This is a genomic window from Evansella sp. AB-rgal1, assembly GCF_041820985.1.
Taxonomy (GTDB): Bacteria; Bacillota; Bacilli; order Bacillales; family Salisediminibacteriaceae; genus Evansella.
In genome coordinates this window covers 21,244-42,641 of the sequence record NZ_JBGUAU010000036.1, presented here as the reverse complement: position 1 = coordinate 42,641, position 21,398 = coordinate 21,244, and the positions used below count along the sequence as shown (strand labels likewise).

The 21,398-nt window shown below is 35.2% G+C and carries 18 protein-coding genes and 1 pseudogene; 3 read left to right on the top strand and 16 right to left on the bottom strand.

The genetic code is table 11. The features are described 5' to 3' along the window. Nucleotides 1-35: 35 nt before the first annotated feature. From ACERII_RS22420 to ACERII_RS22385, 8 genes and pseudogenes are all read right to left on the bottom strand, one after another. Nucleotides 36-158: pseudogene (locus ACERII_RS22420) on the bottom strand (hypothetical protein); the annotation flags it as partial. A gap of 110 nt (nucleotides 159-268) precedes the next feature. Beyond that, a complete protein-coding gene (locus tag ACERII_RS22415) occupies nucleotides 269-1,318 on the bottom strand; it encodes an aldose epimerase family protein (RefSeq protein ID WP_373645206.1) in 1,050 nt (349 codons plus the stop codon). A gap of 378 nt (nucleotides 1,319-1,696) precedes the next feature. Beyond that, complete coding sequence (locus ACERII_RS22410; RefSeq protein ID WP_373645205.1) at nucleotides 1,697-2,905, bottom strand: sn-glycerol-1-phosphate dehydrogenase; 1,209 nt, start codon at nucleotides 2,903-2,905, stop codon at nucleotides 1,697-1,699. A 290-nt stretch (nucleotides 2,906-3,195) separates the two neighbouring features. Continuing rightward, on the bottom strand, nucleotides 3,196-3,822 hold the full coding sequence (locus tag ACERII_RS22405) for a YesL family protein (RefSeq protein ID WP_373645204.1): 627 nt from the start codon (nucleotides 3,820-3,822) through the stop codon (nucleotides 3,196-3,198). Nucleotides 3,823-4,128: 306 nt separating this feature from the next. Further along, entirely contained in the window at nucleotides 4,129-5,562 is a 1,434-nt protein-coding gene (locus ACERII_RS22400; protein ID WP_373645203.1) for an arabinan endo-1,5-alpha-L-arabinosidase, read from the bottom strand. Nucleotides 5,563-5,608: 46 nt separating this feature from the next. After that, a complete protein-coding gene (locus ACERII_RS22395) occupies nucleotides 5,609-6,523 on the bottom strand; it encodes a carbohydrate ABC transporter permease (protein WP_373645202.1) in 915 nt (304 codons plus the stop codon). An 18-nt stretch (nucleotides 6,524-6,541) separates the two neighbouring features. After that, nucleotides 6,542-7,432 carry a carbohydrate ABC transporter permease gene (locus ACERII_RS22390; RefSeq protein WP_373645201.1) on the bottom strand — a complete coding sequence of 297 codons (891 nt, stop codon included), beginning with the start codon at nucleotides 7,430-7,432 and terminating at the stop codon, nucleotides 6,542-6,544. Nucleotides 7,433-7,579: 147 nt separating this feature from the next. Beyond that, entirely contained in the window at nucleotides 7,580-8,956 is a 1,377-nt protein-coding gene (locus ACERII_RS22385; RefSeq protein WP_373645200.1) for an ABC transporter substrate-binding protein, read from the bottom strand. 633 nt (nucleotides 8,957-9,589) lie between these two features. On the opposite strand from ACERII_RS22385, the gene ACERII_RS22380 reads away from it, so the two are divergent. Then, on the top strand, nucleotides 9,590-10,564 hold the full coding sequence (locus tag ACERII_RS22380) for a glycoside hydrolase family 43 protein (protein ID WP_373645199.1): 975 nt from the start codon (nucleotides 9,590-9,592) through the stop codon (nucleotides 10,562-10,564). Nucleotides 10,565-10,972: 408 nt separating this feature from the next. After that, entirely contained in the window at nucleotides 10,973-11,911 is a 939-nt protein-coding gene (locus ACERII_RS22375) for a helix-turn-helix domain-containing protein (RefSeq protein WP_373645198.1), read from the top strand. Nucleotides 11,912-12,089: 178 nt separating this feature from the next. Here ACERII_RS22375 and ACERII_RS22370 read toward each other — a convergent pair whose 3' ends face one another. The 5 genes from ACERII_RS22370 to ACERII_RS22350 form a co-directional block, all read right to left on the bottom strand. Further along, nucleotides 12,090-13,436, bottom strand: coding sequence for a Na+/H+ antiporter family protein (locus tag ACERII_RS22370; RefSeq protein ID WP_373645197.1), 1,347 nt, complete (start codon nucleotides 13,434-13,436; stop codon nucleotides 12,090-12,092). A 229-nt stretch (nucleotides 13,437-13,665) separates the two neighbouring features. After that, the gene (gene dctP, locus ACERII_RS22365; RefSeq protein ID WP_373645196.1) at nucleotides 13,666-14,826 is read right to left on the bottom strand and encodes a TRAP transporter substrate-binding protein DctP; all 1,161 of its coding nucleotides are present in this window, start codon (nucleotides 14,824-14,826) and stop codon (nucleotides 13,666-13,668) included. A gap of 49 nt (nucleotides 14,827-14,875) precedes the next feature. Beyond that, on the bottom strand, nucleotides 14,876-16,150 hold the full coding sequence (locus ACERII_RS22360) for a TRAP transporter large permease (protein ID WP_373645195.1): 1,275 nt from the start codon (nucleotides 16,148-16,150) through the stop codon (nucleotides 14,876-14,878). Between the two features lie 32 nt (nucleotides 16,151-16,182). Further along, on the bottom strand, nucleotides 16,183-16,716 hold the full coding sequence (locus ACERII_RS22355) for a TRAP transporter small permease (protein ID WP_373645194.1): 534 nt from the start codon (nucleotides 16,714-16,716) through the stop codon (nucleotides 16,183-16,185). Nucleotides 16,717-17,155: 439 nt separating this feature from the next. After that, a complete protein-coding gene (locus ACERII_RS22350) occupies nucleotides 17,156-18,616 on the bottom strand; it encodes a M17 family peptidase N-terminal domain-containing protein (protein ID WP_373645193.1) in 1,461 nt (486 codons plus the stop codon). A 205-nt stretch (nucleotides 18,617-18,821) separates the two neighbouring features. Between ACERII_RS22350 and ACERII_RS22345 the strand changes: the two genes are divergently transcribed. Beyond that, the gene (locus tag ACERII_RS22345; RefSeq protein ID WP_373645192.1) at nucleotides 18,822-19,298 is read left to right on the top strand and encodes a divergent PAP2 family protein; all 477 of its coding nucleotides are present in this window, start codon (nucleotides 18,822-18,824) and stop codon (nucleotides 19,296-19,298) included. A 152-nt stretch (nucleotides 19,299-19,450) separates the two neighbouring features. Here the strand turns inward: ACERII_RS22345 and ACERII_RS22340 are convergent, their stop codons facing one another. The 3 genes from ACERII_RS22340 to ACERII_RS22330 form a co-directional block, all read right to left on the bottom strand. After that, complete coding sequence (locus ACERII_RS22340) at nucleotides 19,451-20,167, bottom strand: 3D domain-containing protein (protein ID WP_373645191.1); 717 nt, start codon at nucleotides 20,165-20,167, stop codon at nucleotides 19,451-19,453. A 160-nt stretch (nucleotides 20,168-20,327) separates the two neighbouring features. Further along, a complete protein-coding gene (locus tag ACERII_RS22335; RefSeq protein ID WP_373645190.1) occupies nucleotides 20,328-20,648 on the bottom strand; it encodes a YuiB family protein in 321 nt (106 codons plus the stop codon). Nucleotides 20,649-20,948: 300 nt separating this feature from the next. Then, a complete protein-coding gene (locus ACERII_RS22330) occupies nucleotides 20,949-21,086 on the bottom strand; it encodes a YuiA family protein (RefSeq protein ID WP_373645189.1) in 138 nt (45 codons plus the stop codon). Nucleotides 21,087-21,398 lie beyond the last annotated feature (312 nt).

Here is a 21,398-nt window from a genome sequence, read left to right as displayed (position 1 = left end):
TCTAATCAGCTCCTTCCTGGATCATTTCAATATATCTAGAAATAATTATACACTTGTACGGACATTCTGCATATACTTTTTATCGAAAAATTGTCTTTTTTCCGTAATCTTTTGCTCACCAGTTCAACAAGTGATTTTTCTATTGGATATTTCTTTTGATTATTCTTTGGTTATATCAAATAATCTCCCAGCACCTATCAACAATATCTGTAATAGACTCCATAAAAGAAGTACAGTTGTATGTATATAACTGTTCCTCTCACAGCAGTTATAGATTTACATTAAAGGAATAAGTTGTCTCAGACTTATATGTTTTTCCTTTTTCTAGTACGATAGATGGAAAATTGGGTTGGTTAATAGCATCAGGGTGCTTTTGAGTCTCTAAACAGAGTCCCAAGTATTTTTTCGATTTAATGCCGTTCATCTCAAAGTCATCCCCCATTTGATTCCCAGTATAAAGGACAACACATGGTTCAGTCGTTTCGATGACAAGGTTTCGTCCACTTGTTCCATCCTCTAATACAATTTCTTTATCATGGTTGCTGCTCAACACGAAGGGGTGATCATAGCCATTTCCAGCAAGCAAATTCTGCTTATCACTTGAGGTTGTGCCATCTTTGATTATTCTACCTTCACGAAAATCAAAAACAGTATCTTGTACATTTATCAAATCGCCTGTTGGAATTAGTTCATCATTTAACTCAATGAACCTTTCACTTTTCATTGTCAAGTTATGATTTAAGATGTCTGTTTTTAAGTTCCCACTTAGATTAAAATAAGTATGGTTTGTTAAGTTCAAGAGAGTATTTTCATCCGATTTGCCTTCATATGCTATTTTAAATTCATTGTTATTGTCCAGTGTATATATCACTTTTACGTTTAAATTTCCAGGGTATCCTTCCTCACCATCTACGCTATAATAAGAAAATTCCACCCCAACATAATTCTTCTCCTCCATGACTTTCGCATCCCAGATAACCTTATCAAATCCTTTAAGCCCACCATGAAGATGGTTATCACCATCATTTACTGGTAATTTATACGTATTTCCATTTAATTGAAAGGAAGCCTGGCCAATTCTACCTGCCACACGACCAATTACTGCACCAAAATACGGAGAATGGTTTACATAATCATCTATGTTATCAAAACCTAACACAACATTTTCTACTTGCCCCTTTGTATCTGGCACTAGAATTTCAGTAATAATACAACCATAATTCAAGCTTTTGATCTCTATGCCTTTGTCATTTTTTAATGTATAAGCATAAACAGTATCCCCATTTAATTTACCAAATGTTTCTTTTGTTATTTCCATTTCTTAAACCCCCTTTAATATGTATACTAATATTGCTATATAATTTAACTTTCATTTTACCTTCATGTTATGTTAGTTTTAAAATACTTTTCTTTACTATATAAGTATTACTTCCGATAAATCTATTCCAGTTAAATAGAGGACACATAAAAACCTTTCCATTCTTATTTGCTATAGTCTCTCCTTCCTCTTTTATACTCTCCTCAAAGTACAACGCTATACTCGCTTGATTTCTTGAAAATAGTTCCATGTGTTAGAACAACATAATCATTTCTTAAATGGAACAATTTATCATAAGGTATCGTTTCATTTAAAGATAATACTCCTCGCTTTTCCTAGTGTTTTCCTTTTCAGGAGCCTACTTCTTCTAAAACTATTTCAATGAAGTAAAAATTCATTATTAAACTTCAATAAAGTAAATCGATCACGTATCAAATGTGCCTCACGGAAACTTGTTTTTAGTAGACCTTCCGATATTCCTAACTCATTAGGGTCTGTTACTCCGCCTAAGGTTTCTACCATTTCCCTTAGTGAAGTGGAATTTGGAATATCCTCTATAATTTCAAGTATAATACCTTTGTTGTCGATCACTTTCTTAACGATTGGATCGTGGATATTCTGATTATTAGAAGACAAGTTATCAATCGCTTCTTTTACATGATTCTTATAAAAATCAGCGATGAGATAACAAGATATACTTACTTTTGCTCCATGTAAAACTTGAGGCTTGTTATTTCGAATAAAATCCATTTCCCAAAAGTGGGATAGATGATGCTCTGCTCCTGATGCTGGGTGCGACTGCCCCATAACAAGCATTGCTAAACCAGACTGAATGAGTGACTTTGTCAATGCTGTTACCCCTTCTTCAGTACCTGAAGAAATTTTTTCATGATTATCCACACAAGACACTAAAGCATCTTTGGTGATGCTATAAACTAATGGACAAAAGGGTTCTCCTCCTATGAGATGGCTAAAACGCCAGTCAGCAAGGGATGTGCTCTTTCCTAACATATCTCCAAAGCCAGCTGCTATCATCATCTTTGGCGCTTTCATTAATATTGGCAAATCTGCAAAAACAGCGATTGGAGCTTGTGTTTGATAGGTTGACTTTACCCCTTTAATAACAAGAGGTGCCCCCATTGAATTAAACCCATCCACAGAAGGAGCTGTCGGCACTGAAATAAATGGTAAACGCATCTTATAGCTGACTATTCTCGTAATGTCATGAATAGTTCCTGCCCCAACAGCAAGTAGAACCTGTGCACTCTCAGGAACATCCAACAATAATTGAACGATGGATTCCTCGTTGGCAACCACATCATTTAACTCATCCGGCTCTATAAAACATATTTCTGTATGAATATTTGTTTCATTTAGGAGATTGGAAAGAGTCCGGCCGGCCGCTTCATATGTAATATCGTCCACAACCATAACAATATTTGTAAAGGACTTTTCCTTTAAATATCGCACTGAATCCTGCAATGCATTGTTGTTAACCACTATTTTCTCAATACTTATTTCGAAGTGTTTATTCCCACAACCACAGTTCTTTGCCTGGCTAGAAATATTTGACAATAAATTCTCCATATTATCCTCCTTATCAAAGTAACCCAACTTGTACGTATAAGTTATATCAATTATAATCTACTCTTTCATTCAAAGACAAGGTATATTATTTTGAAATATGTAGATCTACTCTTATAAAAATGATAAAAAGCCCGTTATGAATTAGAAGCTTCATAAACAGGCCACGTATTTTCTTTCAGTATTATTATTGTACCTTCACTATTCTCTTCTCACACTTAAGCAACTGCAGCTAATTTAACACCTGGTAGCAACTTAACGTTTGGCAATTTCAATTACAGCCTAGAATTCCCCTATTCGTTTTGATTACCTTGTGCCTCTATTTTTTGTATTGCCCCATTTGTTAACCACATAATAGCAAAAGCTAGAACACTCCCTGAAAAGAAGATAGAAATACCAGGAAAAGCTAAAATGAAAAAATAAAGAAGAAGAGCACTGAAAACCATAGCCAAAGTAATATGTGGTTTAGAGACACCTAAGATAATAGAGAACTTCAAGTACTTAAATATCGATAATTGATAATGGACAAATAATGGAAAAATATTAAATAAAATAATAACGAATAATATACTTGCAAAAATCAACATGGTAGTTAAGAAAGTAGCAATCCACCCATCCACCGTTGCTAAAAAAAGAAAATCAACGTAAATAACTGTACCAATAATTATAATAAAAAGCCCTAAAAGATTTACTTTAAAAAATTCCTTACGGTAGGATTCCCAAAAAGTCGTAAACACCGGTACTTCTGATTGCCCCCTTACCCATTTACGAGTAACCGCAAACATTGCTGCTGTTGCTGGAAATATACCAAATATAATTAGCCCAACGATTGTAAACAATATCCATAAGATATTCACATATGCTAAGCGCATTATCCAATCGAATATTCTCATAATGCCAGTCCATGAATTAGAGTTCATCATAACCCTCCTTGTACTACTTAAGAAAAATCCTTAAAATCGTCACCACTCTTATAGTACGATTTTACTATTATCTAACTTTCTTCAAAACCCTTATCACTTTAATTTTGAAACTTTTATGACGCTGACGAAATTGGTTGCGTTTAAAAGGTTCTCTATCTAAATCACTTTTACCTTCATTTATAATCAATTATAAGCTACCGGCTTATCTTCTTATTTTTTCGAGGTGGTGTGTGACTGTTTTCTAAGTGAAAATATGTATAAAAATGTGCAGGTTTATTCCTGCACATTTTATTTATTCCTTACCTATTCATCTAAATTGACCTCGTCCTTCTTACCCCAAGCGGAAACGCCATCTTCGTCTAAACCAGTAAAGTATAGGGTTGGTTTATCGTTACGCCAATCCCACCCAGGATGTACAGTTACTGTTTCAACTACATCGCCTTGTTCCGTATCCCATGTAAGAACTAGAGTGCTTTCTCCTTCGAAAGCCCATTTATGTTCACCATCATCGGCGACCACTACGCCATTAGATAATAATTCAATGGATCGTGAGGTTACATTAATTTCATTTCTAGGATGTCTTAAGTGTTCCCATTCCCCAATAAGCATTGATTCAGGGATTGGTTGAAGCGTTTCTCCAGCATAACGTGATGGAGATACAACTGGCCAGCCGTCTTCTGTCCATAAAATTTTTCGAATGTGTAAATAGGACCAATTCGGATCTGCCTGAGCTCTTGCATGATGAGCCATAAAGAAATTCTCCCCGTCTTGCAAGACTGTATTGTGACCTGGAGCCACCCAACCATGTTCATTTCCTAATTTATATCCGCCAATTAGTTTTGTGCCCGCTTCATAAACTGGCCTAACAGACAAATCAGTTAAGTCATTTCCATTGTAGTCAACGTATGGTCCAGTAATTTCATTAGCACGTGCTACTCTGACATTATAATCAGAGTTAAGAGATCCATATGAACTAAATAAGTAGTACATATCTAAGTCAGGGTTATATACAATGTTAGGACCTTCAATCGCCCTGTCAGCCATATAGTCCCTCACAGCTAACAACTTTCCAAACCCATCCTCTACGGGTTTTCCTGTAGCAGGATCAATCTCTAAAAGATGAATCCCCTCCCAGAACGAACCGTATACCATCCAAGGAACACCATCACGATCAAATGTGATATTAGGATCAATCGCATTCACAGGATCTGATCCTGACGTTTTTATCACTTTTCCTTGATGCTCCCAAGGTCCCTCTATAGAATCACTAGTTGCCAGGCCTATATAGGATCTATTAACTCCAAATCTTGAAACAGAATAATATAAATAATATGTATCATTCATTTTTACCACGTCTGGCGCCCATAAATTCTCAGGGTTTGCCCACTCCATTGCTTCTTCTGGTATATCTTCAAGAGCTTGGCCAATATACTGCCAATCTATTAGATCTTCGGAGCGTCGGACCATTATACCAAAGGGGTATGATCCACCAACCATAATATCTGTAGAAAAGGTATAGTACATCTCTCCATCTTTTACCAGGGCAGGATCATGTGTATTCATAATCCCCCATTTTTCTTGATTGTGAATATGTGCAGGATTAACAAGACTATACTCAGGTGGTTCTGTTGGAAATTCAGGAACAGGGACAGGAGTACTATCCTCCTGCCCCCGAAATACCACCATAAGTATAATCCCCACTGCTGCAAGACATGCTAATATCCATGTTTTTTTCATGTGGTAGTACACTCCTATGATGTTGTTTTTAAATATAGTTTTCGAGTTATCCCTTCACTCCCGCGTAGTTCATAGATTCTACAAAGTGTCGCTGGAAAGCAAAGAATACAATCAGTAGTGGAATCATGGAAACTAAAGAAGCTGCCATAATTAATGGAAAATCATTTTGAATATCATAATAAGCATTAAAGTTAGCAATCATTAGTGGTAAAGTTTGGTTCGTTGGCGAATGTAAATAGATAAGTGGACCAACGTAATCATTCCAAACATTCATAAACCACAGGATGACTTGAGCTGCAATGGCAGGTTTAATCATCGGTAACATAATTTTCCAAAATATGCCGAAGAATCCTGAACCATCAATCTTTGCAGCTTCAATTATTTCATCAGAGATCCCATTCATAAATTGTCTCAGGAAAAACATCATAAATACGTTACCCAACATTGCAGGAATAATTAATGGAAGTAATGAATCGATCCATCCAAGATTTACAAACAGAATATAGTGCGGAATCATTAAGGCTGGAAAAGGAATCATCATCGTCCCTAATAGTGCTAAAAATAGTTTCTCACGTCCAGGAAATTTTAATTTTGCAAATGCAAAAGCTCCTAAGGCTGTGAAGAACGTTCCTAGTGACAGAACAATAACAGCGTACATCGTACTATTCATAAATCCTGTTAATAGCGGAGCTTTTTCCCATATCTCCACATACTTCGTCCAGATAATAGGATCTGGAATCCATTCTGGTGTACTTGTTCGAGTTTGTCCAGGCGTCTTCAAAGAAGTGGAGATCATCCAGACGAAGGGAAGCACCATAGAAATTGAGAAAATCGACAGCAGTGTAAAAATGATTCCATCTGCAATTTTCTTTGATGTTGATTTACGAAGTGATTTTTTCTTCCCAGAATCATCACTAGTTCTCTTATTTAATTCTTCTTTAACATTTGTATCATTTTTCATTATTAATGCCCCCCTTCCTTATTGATGAACCCATCTCTTTTGAATCGCAAAGTTAAAGATAGTCAAAATGAAAATCATCAACCCTAACATCCATGATGCCGCACTTGCATAACCTAAGGCATTATATTGGAAACCTTCTTGCCAAATATAGAAAACAATAGAAGCTGAACTATATCCCGGTCCACCAGCAGGAGTCATGATTTGAATTTCTACAAAAATTTGCATCGTATTAATAACACCTGTAACTATTAAGAAGAACGTCATAGGAGTTAATAAAGGCATAGTAATATGTCTGAATTTCGAAAGGAAATTTGCACCGTCTATATCTGCTGCTTCATATAATGTTTTAGGAATATTTTGTAATGCCGCTAAGTAAAAAATGGTAGATACACCAAGACCTCTCCATACACCTAAAATGATAATAGCTGGTTTTACCCAATTCCTATTATTTAGCCAGTTTATAGGATCAATCCCAAAATTACTTAAGACATGGTTAATTAAACCAAACTCGTAGTTGTACATCCATTGCCAGAGAATTGTAATGGCAACGATAGAAGATACTACAGGCAAATAGATTAAAAAACGAAAGAATGTAATTCCAGGGATACCCCTATTCATCCAAACCGCTAAAACCATAGATATCGCTAAACCAATTGGAATTCCAATGAGATAAAAGGCGGTATTCCCCATCGCTCTCCAGAATCGATCATTTTGAATCATATCAATATAGTTATCTAAGCCAATAAACGTTTTATTACCAAAGATATTCCAATCTGTCATACTTATATATAAGGAATACATTAGTGGACCAAATAAAAAAATCGCAAATTGTAAAAGAAGAGGCAATATAAATAAAAATGCTACCCACTTTTCCTTTTGGCTCAAACGACTTAAACCTTGTTTACTCATAATTCACCCAGCTTCCTTTCCCGTTCCCCTTTTCCAAATTAAAAGTAACGGTTTTTTAAATGCCATGATGGCATGTCATAAGACAAGCCATCATGTTTAGTTATTTATAGAAACAACTTATTTATCTCTATATTATATCAACTACTATTAACGCGATCTTTCTCTCTGTTCATTTGCACGATCTAATAATCCTTGAAGAATTGGCTCATACTTTTCAACATATTCTTCTACTGTATAGTTCCCCATCCATAGCTCTACAATCGTTTCTTCGTATCTATCCCACCACTCTGAATTGTACGTACGCTCTGTAGGAACTGTTTTACCATATTCTTCAATAACGTCAATCCATACATGTTTGTTATGTGGAAGATGATCTAACTCTTGAAATTCATCAGCTAATGACGTCATATTTGGAACTTGAAGACCCAATTCCATCATTTGTCTTTGTGCATCTTCATCTACAGATAAATAAGCAACCAAGTTAAATGCTTCTTGTGGGTGATCAGTGTTTGAACCAACAGCTATACCCATTGAACCTAACCAAGTTCTAGATTCCATTGTGTCTGGATGTGCTGGCCAAGGCATAAGACCATATTCAAAATCTAAATCCCAGAATGCTACTTGATCCCATGGCGCGATAGGGAACATAGCAACAGTTCCTTCCAACCAACGTACATAACCAGTCATTGCATCTGCCGCATCATGAGAAGGTACTACATTGTGTACATGACGAAGGTCATACATAAATTGTAATGCTTCTTTGAATTCAGGAGTATTAATAGTTACTTCCGTTGCATCTTCATTAATCCAATCAGCACCAGCAGACCAAACAGCAGGGTGAGGCCACCAGAAATCAGCACCGTACTGGACAATGTTTTTCGAATCAAAATCAGGACTTGCAGCGTTATTTCCATTTGCATCAAGCGTTAATTGTTTTGCAATTTCAACATACTCATTCCAGTCCATCGGCTCATCAGAACTCGGAATCTCAAGACCAGCTGCTTCAAACAATGATTGGTTATATCCGTAAGCGAACGGTCCTACGTCTTTCGGAAGAGCATAGATATTTCCATCTCGCTGGTATCTGGAAATCCCACTTTCCCAAACATTATCCAAGTTAAAAATCCCAGTAGCATCAATGTAATCTGTAATTTCTAAAATTTGATTGTTATCTACTAAAAGATCCAAGTTCCCAGGAGCTACATAGAATACATCTGGTTGTGTTCCAGCTCCTAATCTAGTCTGCATTTGTTGCCAGAAATCATCTGGCGGCAAAAATGTTGCGTTTACTTTTACATGCGGATAGTCATTTTCAAACTGTTCGAAAATTTGTTCATAAATCTCTTGTTCTTGCGGTTGAGCAAATGCTACATATTCTAATGTTACTTCACCTTCTGAGTCACCGTTACTAGACCCACCATCATCAGATCCTCCATTATTGGATCCTCCATCATTACAAGCTGTCACAAACAAAAGCATACTTACTACTAATGCAATCAACCACTTCATTTTTAAGTTCTTCAAAGTAAATCCCCCTTTAGTTAATAAATAGATTAAAAGATTAACATTTTGATTAACAATTAATACGGAATGATTATCTGAAAGCGGTAACAAACACCTCCAAAAAAAATGTCGTTTTATTTCTATGAGTTAAATATACTATTAAGCTTGTACGTACGTCAATAAGTAAATTGATTTTTTTTTTAGACTTTAAACTGTTAGAACAAGGATACAAAACCTCCTTCATAATTGTTTACGCTCTCATACATTATATTACTAATATTTTTTTGTTTTTTCTTCTTCCTATATACCCTATTTTTTAGTTGTACGTACATTTTTCCGTCTTATTATTCAGTTCATTTTAGGCCATAATACTTAATGAACATAGTATATACTGTCTGTAACAAAGTATACTATAATTTTTTTAAATTACTTATTTATCTATAGTTAGCCCAACATTTAGTGGATTATACAAGTAATTAAAATAATGCAAAGAATTAAATATAAATATTGTACGTACAATATGTGTTATGTTAAATTAATATTGTAAACTTCCCTCGGCAATAAGGTTTACAAAAACATTAATGAATTAATGAATTTATTAATACTCAATAGGGCATTTTAAAGATCTACACTTAAAAGAAAGGGTGAAAGATGATGAATTATCAAAATGAGTATATTAATCCTATAGTAGAACAACGAGCTGATCCTTGGGTCTACAAACACACAGATGGTTATTATTACTTTACAGCTTCCGTTCCCGCTTATGATCTTATTGAATTAAGAAGGTCCAAGACTATTCAAGGGTTAGATGAAGCAGAACCTGTAGTAGCTTGGAGAAAGTATGAAACGGGGCCGATGAGTGCTAATATTTGGGCTCCTGAAATTCACTATATTGATGGAAAATGGTATATCTACTTTGCTGCAGCAAAAACGACCGAAACCAACGATGGTTTATTTGACCACCGGATGTTTGTTCTAGAGAACGAATCTGAAAATCCATTAGAAGGAACATGGGTAGAAAAAGGCAAAATTAAAACAAAGTGGGAATCCTTCGCATTAGATGCTACAACTTTTGAGCATAAAGGAATTAGATATTTAGTTTGGCCTCAAAAAGATCCTGATATTCCTGGAAACTCGAACCTATATATAGCTGAAATGGAGAACCCATGGACTATTAAAGGAGAATCAGTGATGATCACCAAACCAGAATATGACTGGGAGGTTATCGGATTTTTAGTGAATGAAGGTCCTGCTGTACTTAAGCGGAATGGGAAGATTTTTATCGCTTATTCTGCAAGTGCCACTGACTTCAACTATTGTATGGGGTTACTTACTGCCGATGAGACAAGCGATTTATTAGATCCTAAATCATGGAGAAAATCTAAGGATCCTGTTTTCCAAACGAACGAAGAAAATAGTGTGTACGGACCAGGTCATAATAGCTTCACTGTTTCAGAGGATGGAACAAAAGATGTAATGATTTATCATGCAAGAAATTATAAGGACATTGATGGCGATCCTCTATATGATCCTAACCGCCATACAAGAGCCCAAGTTATAACTTGGAATGAAGATGGAACACCAAATTTCGGTATTCCAGTTCCAGATGGTCGACCAGTGAAAAATTAAGAAACTAAAAATCACGAGAAAACAAATGTTTCGAGTTGTTTTCTCGTGAATTATTAATTCTCATATACTTATTCTAAAAACTAACTGGTTGTAATAGTAAAGAATAAAAAATATATTAGCGTAGATAGTTTCCTCCCTAATCGTTTAGTCCATTTCCTTTCTAAGAATAACTTATATCTTAATCCACCGACGCAGAGACGGGTCCTTAGTTGGTCAACGAAATAGTAATTACCTTTTAGTCTTGGTTAACCAACATAGTCGCAGTAACCACCTAATGCTCCATAAATGTAATTAAATTTTAATAAATTTTTACTAATTTCTGATATAATATTAAAAAACGTTATTTAGAATACCATACGTTTTCTAGGCAATAAAAAAAATATTTTCTGGTATTCACGGAGGATAATTATGCAATTAGATATATCTGATAAGTCACTTCCAGTTTATGAAGCTCTTGCAAGTCAAGTGAGGTTGTCCATTATACAACATCTAACGACTCGTTCCATGAATATTAAAGAACTTGCAGAAGCTACTAATTTAAGTAGTGCTATAATGACTATGCATATAAAAAAGCTCGAAAAAGCAAATATTATCAAGGCGAAAATGATTCCTGGAAAAGCTGGAATTCAAAAACTATGCATATTAAATGTAGATCGACTTGAAATTAATTTCCCTTTAAAGCAAGCGAGTTTCTCAGACTTTCATGAAATGGTGCTATCTGTTGGACATTACACCGATTTTGTAGTAGAGCCTACTTGTGGTTTAGCAACTATAGAAAAAATCATTGGGGAATTTGATGAACCTCGATATTTTTTATTTCCTGAACGTGTTAGTGCAAAGATACTATGGTTTAGTAAGGGATACATTGAATATAAAGCACCAAACTTTCTTTTATCGAGTCAAAATCCTAAAGAGCTTGAAATTTCAATGGAGATTAGCTCCGAAGCACCCTTCACGAACGAAGATTGGCCGTCAGATATTTCCTTTTATTTAAATAATGTCAAGTTAGGAACTTGGACTAGTCCCGGAGATTATGGAGATAATCAAGGTAAGTATACTCCAGATTGGTGGCCTAGGGATATTAACCAGTACGGTCTATTAAAAAATTTGCGAATCTCTTTGAACGGAACATTTATGGATGGGGAAAGAATTTCAGATGTAACTATTAACGATATTCATATACGGGACAAGCAATGGTCATTCCGCATCGCCGTACATGATGATGCAGAAAATGTTGGTGGAGTAACTATATTCGGTTCTGGTTTCGGAAATTACGATCAAGATATCAAATTCCGTCTATTTTATACAAAGGAACAACAACCAGATTCTTCCCTAGAGAAAGATTAATAAAAAGGTTGCTGTAAAAGAAATTTATCTTCTACAACAACCTTTTATGTTTTCCTGTACGGTAGATTCTATTTAGCTTTTCTACCACCTACTGCACTCCCTAAATTCTTTTCTCCTTTAATCGAACGGGTTATATGACCTCGAACAAATACATGAAGAAAGGTGATGGCTCCTCCTATTATAAAATCATAACAGCTATCCACCCAAAAATAATTAACGGAACATTTAGGTGTAAAAATGTTGGAATACACGTATCCCAAATGTGGTGATGTTGACCATCGGCATTTAATCCTGCTGTAGGTCCAAGGGTGCTGTCGGATGCTGGTGAACCTGCATCCCCTAAAGCTCCAGCAGTTCCTATCAATGCAATGGTAGCAAGGGTACTAAACCCAATCGCTTCCGCAAGTGGAACGAAAATTACCGCAATAATTGGTATGGTAGAAAAAGAAGAACCAATTCCCATTGTAATTAACAATCCAACGAGTAACATCATGAGCGCAGCCAATCCTTTATTATCTCCCAACAATTCTGCAACTGTTGTGACGAGAGATTCTACATGGCCGGTTCCCCTTATCACTTCTGCAAATCCTCCAGCAGCTATCATTACAAATCCTATAAAAGCCATCATTTTCATACCATTTGTCATAAGTGTTTCTGACTGAGACATTTGAAAGTTCCTCTTGAAGTGAAAATATACAAAATAAATATAGAGGATACCAAGACCCACAAAGGCACTAAAAATCATTGACTTAGTTATATATTGAAGTATTAATACAGCAATAATAGAGGATATCCCTACTATTACGGAAGGAAGGTTATAGGAGTAATCTTCTTCCTTCTGATCTGCCTCACCTAAAGCTACAGTTTTATAAGTTCTACCTTTTCGATATGAAACAAATACCGAAATAAGTAATCCTATCACCATACCCAATACCGGAATAGCGAGAGCTCTCGGAATCATCGATAACTCGATAACCATCCCACTTTCACCCATATTAGCCTCAATTATTTCATGGAACATAAATCCAAATCCGAATGGAAGTAAAATATATGGTGCCTTTAGTCCAAACGTCATTATTGTAGCTACCGCTCTTCGATCAATTAATAGTGCATTAAACACTTTAATTAAAGGTGGTATTAATATAGGTATGAATGCAATATGAATCGGAATTACGTTTTGAGAAAAGATAGAAATTAATAATATTCCTAAAAGTAATAAAACCTTTGACAACTTTCTAGTTTGAGTTTCTCCTTCTTCCCCAACAATAGAAACTGCTTTCTTTACTATTAGATTCGGGAGACCAGTAAAACTTATCCCTACCGCAAAAGCCCCTAACATTGCATAACTTAAGGCAACTCCAGCATTCGCACCTAACCCATTACCAAAAAGGGTTAATGTTTCATCTAAAGAGAATCCAGCTGTTATCCCTCCTACAATAGCACCCGTGACCATCGCGATTACTACATGTACACGAAATATACTTAATACAATCATCAATAAAACAGCTACAATTACCGCATTCATTTTAATTCCTCACAATCTATTAATTTACATAACACTTCTTTATTACTTTAGTTAATTAGAGTATTAACATATGAAAACATGAATACTATATCACCATAACATAAAACAAGTCAACTACATTCACAAAAAGTTCAGGGACCAGGGACCTGAACTTTTTGGGTCCTGAACTTTTTGTGACGAAAAAAGAACCCGTGATTTCCACGGGTTCTTTTCTATGTGTATATGATTATTATTGTGCTGCTTCAATTTCAGCTTCTAGCATATCTAAAATTTTCCCTGCATCATCACCATTGTTTTCACGGAAGAAGTCACGGATAGGTAACGCTAACTCACGGAATGCTTCGCGCTCTTCCTCATTTAGATAATATACTTCTGTTGGGTTTTCTGTATCTTCTTCAATTGCTGTAATATTTGCTTCGTTTAATTCCTCTTGAATTTGGAATCCTACTTCACGCATTTCTTCTACTGTTTCATCGATCATAGCTTGAATATCAGCTGGTAAACTATTATAGAATTGCGTGTTTACAACTGTCATAGCTACATAGTTATTATGATTTGAAACTGTCATATGATCTTGTACTTCGTGGAATCCTGCAGAGTAGATAAAGAAAATTGGGTTTTCTTGGCCTTCAACAATACCTTGGTCTAAGCTTGTATATAACTCTCCCCAATCCATTGGAGTTACATTTGCATCATATGCTTCATAAGAATTTCTGATTAAAGGTGAGTCTTGAACACGGATTTGGAAACCATCAAAATCCTCTGGAGTTCTAAGTGGATCACTTCCAGTCCATTGCATTGCACCTTCTGTCCAATAAGCTAAAGGCGTCATATCCCACTCTTCATATTTTGCTCTTAGTTCTACATTTAGAGCTTCACTTGTATTTAAGATTTCTTGAGTTAATGCAACATCATCCGGGAATAAGAAATGTAAAGCGAATACTTGAGCTTCAGGCACCATTGTTCCTGTAAACCCAGGAGATACGATACCGAATTCAGTTGAACCCATCATAAGCTGCTCTGCTTGGTCCACTCCATCTCCAAGACCACCATACTCGTAAACTGTCATTTCAATAAGACCTTCTGATTTTTCTTCAAGACGCTTTGCAAATTCCGCTGCATATTCATATTGAACATCCCCTTGATACTCCTCTGTTACAAAATCCCAAAAGTATTCTGGTTCAACTGCAGCTTCATTATTACCATCATCATCATTATTATTGTTGTTGTTATCATCATTAGCACCAACATTATTTTCATTAGCCCCGTTGTTACCTTCATTGGGATCATTATTAGCCCCAGTTCCTGCATCCTCATTATTGCCACAAGCTGCTAATACTAAGCTTGCACCTAATGCAATACTTACAAGTAGTCCTTTTTTTCTAAACATGTCTACAATTACCCCCATAATAATTTTTTTATTTTAAAGGATAGTCCACTTACATCCATCGCAACAAGAAAAGTGAAATATCCTCAAATAGAATAACTAAAATCGCTACAATTACTAGCATTACAATATAAGGCGGTGTTCCCCTTATTACATCTAAATACGATTTATTAAATACCGCACTTGCGGTAAATATATCTACTCCAAATGGCGGCGTTGCAGATCCTAACGCTGCTTGGAACGTAATAACTACACCTAAATGAACAGGATCTACCCCCGCTGCTGTAGCAACAGGCGCAAAAATCGGAGTCAAAATTAAGATAACTACAATCGGATCCACAAACATACAGCCAATGAAGAAGAATATCGCAACGATAAATAATACATACAAGGCTGATGGATCAGGACCTAAAACTGCATCAGTTAAGTTATGTGGTATTCTGGCACGATTCATCGCGACAGAAAACGCTTGACCTGCAGCTACCAAAATGAATACTGCAGAAGTAACAAGTCCACTGGACAATGCTATTTTAGGTAAATTTGTAATTTTAATAGATCTATAGATAAATACCTCTAATATCAGTGCATATAAAACGGAAATACCAGCAGCTTCTGTAGGACTGAAAAATCCTCCATATATACCACCTACGATTATTATAGGAAAACCTAGTGGTAATAACGCTTTTTTTGTTAAAGTAAATCTTTCTGACCATGGTATTTTTTCTACTTTTGGAATGTTAAATATCTTTGCATGAATAACAGAATACGTTGCGAAAAACAAGAAAATTAATACCCCAGGTCCAATACCTGCAATAAATAAGTCACCTACTGATGCTCCGTCGGCAACTAAAGCATATATGATCATCCCTATACTTGGAGGGATTAATAAAGCAATATCACTAGCGTTAATAATTAGTGCTATAGCACTCGAATCTTTATATCCCATTTTCAAAAGTCGTTGCCTCATTGGAGTTCCAACAGCAACAACCGTTGCTTGAGTAGAGCCTGATATAGAACCAAATAATGTACATGCTGCTGCTGTTGTTATTGCATACCCACCACGCAAATGACCAACAAACGCTCCAACAAAATCTACTAATCTTTTGGAGGTTTTACCCGTTGACATAATATCGGCAGCAAAGATAAACAATGGAACGGCTAGCAAAGAATAAGGAACAATCCCGGTCCTCATTTGTTGAATAAGGATGTATGGATCTATATTAGGAAGGAAAAAGAAGACTAAAACCATCGCTCCTGCTATTAAAGGTATCATCATTGGAAAACCCATAATTAGCAAAAGTACCATTACTACTACAAATATCCACATGTTTTAATCCTTTCGTCTATTTATTTTATTTTTTATGATTCATCGTAATCCTTTCTCTCTTGCGCTAAGTAAACTTCTTCATTCTTAATGTTCACCCACATATTACGTAAGAATTGTATTCCGCCTAAGAAAAAACCAAGTACAATCGGTATAACCATAATAGAATATGGAATTTCCATAGAGCTTGTCGTTCTGATTTGGGTGAGAGGGTGCATCATGTATTCATATGCGTAATAACAAAGAACGAATAAAATTATTGCTGTTATGAAAGGATTAAAGATTGAAAGAAATTTTCTGATTTTCATCGGTGCCAAATCAAAAAATGCGGACATACTAATATGACGGCCGTACCTGGCTGCATAGCTTATTCCAAAGAACGTTGCCATTATTATTGCTATTTCACTTACTTCCTGTGCAAATGTCCAACTTCGATTCGTGATGATTCGATACACAACATTCCCAAACGTCATAACAGAAATAACAATAATAGCCCAACTTAAAACGATTGTTTCGAATTTAATGAGGAGGTTATCTAGCCACTTTAATACTTTTTTTATGCCGATCAATTCACTATCCCTCCTCTCTTACTTAGTGACGTTATATACACATAGTTTCCCGCTAGTTTTACTAGGAATTTTAATTGCGTTTATATATGTACTCGTCAAAAGTTTTATTGTTATATTCGTTTATATTAATCTTTTAAAGAAATATGAAGTCATGTCGCTATTAAATATCATATATCAACGAGGAAAATAGCTCAAAACGGATAGTTTCATATATAGCGTGATATATTCCCATATTCCTTCTTTAGCACCAATAATGTACTAAGTATGGAAAAATGCTACCAACAACTCTCTATAATTCTCGTATCCTCTGAGAGCACATGAATCTATTTACCAATTACCCAACTATCGTTCTTGTTAAACCCATTTCTATCTATATGCAGCTTTATTTATATAATGACAAAAGCACCTACCATTAAGGTACGCACTTTCCTTTATATTATTATAATAATTTTGCTTTTTCTTCTACAATATCGATCGCTATTCCAATTACGGATACTATTTTTACAATCGTTCTTTCACCATGTTGGCGATCAAAACCGCCTAAGTCAAAATGAACCCAAGGAACATTTTTTACAAATTCACCTATAAAATTAGCCTTAACAATTGCTCTTCCCCGGTTACCTAAATTGGTGCAGTAATCTGCATAGCTAGATCTTTTTACTGTTTCTAGAGTTTTATTATCCGTTGAAAAAAAACATATTGATTTTTCTTTATTGTATTTAAACATACTATGATTAGTCATAGCCACTCTTATGCTACTTCCTAGTGCATAATCCAACTCGTTTGTAAGTGCCGAAAAATTCATTATTGTATTTGTGTTTTCCATTAATCCAAAAGTGATAGAGTCCACTATCAATAACTCTTCCAGAAAAGACTCATTCCCTATTCCCACTGTCTTCCCATTAAACAGTCGAATAACATCACCATTTTGTATCTTCTTACAATCTACATCAACAATCGGTAATAATATTGATAGGTTAATTTTTAGTTCTTTTCTTGCCACTATTTCCAGTATTCCCAATGCAGTAGTGGCAGCAACCACATTTGATTCCTTCCATTTATTTCTATGTGGTGACTGATTATGATAATTCCTCACTGCTGCTCCGATTATTGTAGTGTAATCGTCCTGCGATGGATCTCCTTTATATTGTATCTTTACGAAATATGCTGAATCAGGATCCCCTTTTGAAAAAGCTAATATCCCACCCATGCCAAGAGCATTTACATCTTTTTTCGAAAAAATATCTATTTCTAACTTATTTCTTACAGAAAACTGCTTTATTTCTTCTATAAACATTTGAATTGTTACAATGTTGGGAGGAGAAGTTATAAGTCGCTCAACAAATTCTAACGTAAGTAATAATTCCTGTGTAGCATGCACAACATTTTTAGTAAATTCCACTTTCTTTGGATTTACATAAAGATAAGTTGTATGAGTCAATGATTTTGTTAAAACTTCTTTCATGCTATGATATCGTGTATTATATCCACCGTTGTATCCTTTTATAAAAGAAGAAAGTGAGTCATACTCATTTTTAGTTTTCTCTTCTCCTATATAGATAGAATCCCACCAAACACTAGTATTAGTGATACCTCTTCTTAGAAGTTCCTTCCCTACTTGCAAACCAAGTTCTTCATATAAAGAAGTGTCTATGTTGTTTCCATTCCCTAACCCGAGAATCATAATAAATTGAACTGCATTATTATCGTAAACAGGTATAACATTCAGTTCGCCCAACTTTGCCCAAGATTGATGTTTTTGAAGCAATGAAACATAATTTCCGTGTAAAAGCTTATTCATCACTTTGTATTGAGTACTATCTTTTTTTTCACCTTGAAACATCCCTAGAACAATGGTCGATGTTTCATTCATTTCAATATTTCCACTTACTTGGATCATCTTAATTCCCCCAAATAGAAAATTATTCTGAGTGAATGATTTCCCTGTTACTGTTTCACAATACTATAGAAAAGATATGATATAATATATCGGTGCAAATGTAATGATTAATATAACCATAAAGATGGGTACATAAAAATATAAACATGCACTCTTTCATTTTTATCATACTAACTTTATTTTTCCAAAGAAAGGATTATATTACATGGACTACTTAACTAACTTCCCATTATGGGCAGCCCTGTTTGCTATCGGGTTTGCACAATTTATAAAAGTACCTTTACAATATTTAGCTACAAAAAGATTTGATTGGAGTCTTTTAACAAGCACAGGTGGAATGCCGAGCTCCCATTCTGGTGCAGTAACAGCATTATCCACTGCTATAGCTCTTGAAGAAGGACTTGGTTCCCCATTTTTTGCTATTTCTGCAATCTTTGGGATCATCGTTATGTTTGATGCCACTGGGGTTCGCCGCCATGCTGGAGAACAAGCTACCGTTTTAAACCGATTAGTCACTGATTTCAATAAACTAGTTGAAGAAATGAAGACTTGGCCGAAAAAAGAAGAGCAAGAAAAAAGAAAAGAATTAAAAGAGTTACTAGGTCACCAGCCAATTGAAGTGTTTTTCGGTGGACTATTAGGAATTATTCTTACATTAATTCTTCATGCTATACTATTCTAAGAAATGCGCAAGGCGCCTGGAGCTAGACACCTTTCTAAGTTTAAAAAAATTTTATAAATTCTTATACTTTAAAGAAAAAGGGGTAACTCAAAAGGATCATAATCACCTTTTGGGTCACCCCTTCTTTCTTCCTAATTTACTCTTGTATTTTATTAAGATGCATCTACAAATTGAAGTTGCCTACGAAATACTTGGACTGCTTCATCTTCATTTAAATCAATCAGCTCTTGGTCCGTTAACCTACCTTCGCCACGTTCAATAACATAAACTTCCACTGATTTTTTACCCCATTGTTCATAAACATCGCTAACAGTCTCATAATAGAGATCTATTTTATTGCCTTTAATTGCTGACCCTGTGTCAGCTACAACACCATATCCGTATCCTGGAATAAATAGAATCGTACCAATAGGAAAAACACTTGGATCCGCAGCTACAGTAGAATATAAGTCTCTTTTTACAGTTACTCCTGAAAAGGTAATCCCATATAGAGGATGTCCCTCTGTTTTCCCAGTTGATTCTGGTCCTGCAGTATAACCTGTTGCAACCACCTCTAGAGAAGGGTATTTTGACCAATCCTCTGATTCCTCTAATGATACTGGAGATCCTTCAATAGCTTCATGAGACATAATTTGTCGTTCCTGAGCGAAAGTTGGTAAGCTTCTACTTTTCAAACTCGTTTGTCGATACAATAAATCTTGTCCATATAATGGTGCTTCAAAATTATTCGTAAATTGATTTTGTACTTGAAACCAGTTTTTTAATTGTTCTGCATTTACATTCGATACACTGGTAAAAGTTGTAAGGACGGCGCCAATTAACAAAACGATAAAGAACAAACTCCTTAACGCCTTATAAATGATACTCATTTTCCTTATCCACTCCTCTCACCTAGACATCTTTTCCAGGAGAGTGAAGAATTATACAACTTTTTTAAAATCATTCCTATTTATGGATAAAAAGGGGGTGATTTAATGTCCAATAAATGTAAAAAGCAATGGCAAAATATTTTTGCCATTGCTGCTTTCATTAAAACATTTGATAACCTCTATTACGTAACATTTTATTAGCTATTCCTGAAAGTATAGCTCCCAACATTCCTGCTGACAAAATAATAATATCTGCAAGCCTTAAAGAGACAAAATCATGAAAGAAATCTGGAAATGCTTGTCCAGGATTAGTAAAATAAGCCATAATTCCAGCTTGATCTACTATAAAGAAAATAACAATCGGATAAATAACGACCATAGTCCAGGTAGATCTTAGTAACATATTTAAGATGAATCCAATACCGAAAAACATGACAAAGTATAAAACAAACCCTATTATTAGCTGTGGTAATGTTAACATTGGTGATTATCACCCCCATAAGATCAAAGATAAGTTTACTTAATTCTTTTCACTACGTCAACATTAAACGATAGGAAAAAGACAGTTGAGATGTCTATTTATCTCCATACGTTCCCCATCGGGCTTCAATCGTGCACTTCAGAGAGGCACTTTTCTTTTAAGTGCATCGGGTGTGGATTGGCGATAAAAAGAATTATTGTTTGTAATATGTAAAAGACTACTATTGATAACGAAATGTTCAGAGTAGAAACTATTTTGGATGTAAAAAAATCCTCCAAAGAAATTCTTTGGAGGGATAGTTTATTCATTGGAGTTTTTCTGTCCTGACCCATTACAATTATGACAAGTTTCGGATCCTCCAAGCAATAGCTGGAAGTAGCCCTTTCCCGTACAATATGGACATTCATTTGATTTTAACTTCTTTTTATTGAGAGCCATTGGTGACTCCTCCTTTTTCATTAATTCTGAAGTTTCAGATAATATATCAAATTTACCCCACATTTGAAAAGGAGCAAATTTAGCCTTTTAAATTAAAGTAAGCGTAATCATTGTCCTTTTTCTTTCGATAGCTACTTGTGAGAAAAACTTACACACTTTTGTACTTTACTATTTTTTATTACTAAAGTGTACTTCGCTAGAACCAGTGTCATAAACACAAAATTATAAAACTTAGCACTTTTAACCTAAAAGGAGAGACGCTGAGCAATCTGGGCTCTTTTCATTTGATAATACAAGAAAAAAGGTAACTTG

Coding starts and splice junctions, on each gene's coding strand:
- ACERII_RS22400 (WP_373645203.1), bottom strand. CDS start 5,562: ATGAAAAAAACATGGATATTAGCATGTCTTGCAGCAGTGGGGATTATA.
- ACERII_RS22340 (WP_373645191.1), bottom strand. CDS start 20,167: ATGAGTATCATTTATAAGGCGTTAAGGAGTTTGTTCTTTATCGTTTTG.
- ACERII_RS22360 (WP_373645195.1), bottom strand. CDS start 16,150: ATGTGGATATTTGTAGTAGTAATGGTACTTTTGCTAATTATGGGTTTT.
- ACERII_RS22390 (WP_373645201.1), bottom strand. CDS start 7,432: ATGAGTAAACAAGGTTTAAGTCGTTTGAGCCAAAAGGAAAAGTGGGTA.
- ACERII_RS22350 (WP_373645193.1), bottom strand. CDS start 18,616: ATGATCCAAGTAAGTGGAAATATTGAAATGAATGAAACATCGACCATT.
- ACERII_RS22330 (WP_373645189.1), bottom strand. CDS start 21,086: ATGGCTCTCAATAAAAAGAAGTTAAAATCAAATGAATGTCCATATTGT.
- ACERII_RS22410 (WP_373645205.1), bottom strand. CDS start 2,905: ATGGAGAATTTATTGTCAAATATTTCTAGCCAGGCAAAGAACTGTGGT.
- ACERII_RS22375 (WP_373645198.1), top strand. CDS start 10,973: ATGCAATTAGATATATCTGATAAGTCACTTCCAGTTTATGAAGCTCTT.
- ACERII_RS22380 (WP_373645199.1), top strand. CDS start 9,590: ATGAATTATCAAAATGAGTATATTAATCCTATAGTAGAACAACGAGCT.
- ACERII_RS22370 (WP_373645197.1), bottom strand. CDS start 13,436: ATGAATGCGGTAATTGTAGCTGTTTTATTGATGATTGTATTAAGTATA.
- ACERII_RS22405 (WP_373645204.1), bottom strand. CDS start 3,822: ATGAACTCTAATTCATGGACTGGCATTATGAGAATATTCGATTGGATA.
- ACERII_RS22335 (WP_373645190.1), bottom strand. CDS start 20,648: ATGTTAACATTACCACAGCTAATAATAGGGTTTGTTTTATACTTTGTC.
- ACERII_RS22415 (WP_373645206.1), bottom strand. CDS start 1,318: ATGGAAATAACAAAAGAAACATTTGGTAAATTAAATGGGGATACTGTT.
- ACERII_RS22345 (WP_373645192.1), top strand. CDS start 18,822: ATGGACTACTTAACTAACTTCCCATTATGGGCAGCCCTGTTTGCTATC.
- ACERII_RS22395 (WP_373645202.1), bottom strand. CDS start 6,523: ATGAAAAATGATACAAATGTTAAAGAAGAATTAAATAAGAGAACTAGT.
- dctP (WP_373645196.1), bottom strand. CDS start 14,826: ATGTTTAGAAAAAAAGGACTACTTGTAAGTATTGCATTAGGTGCAAGC.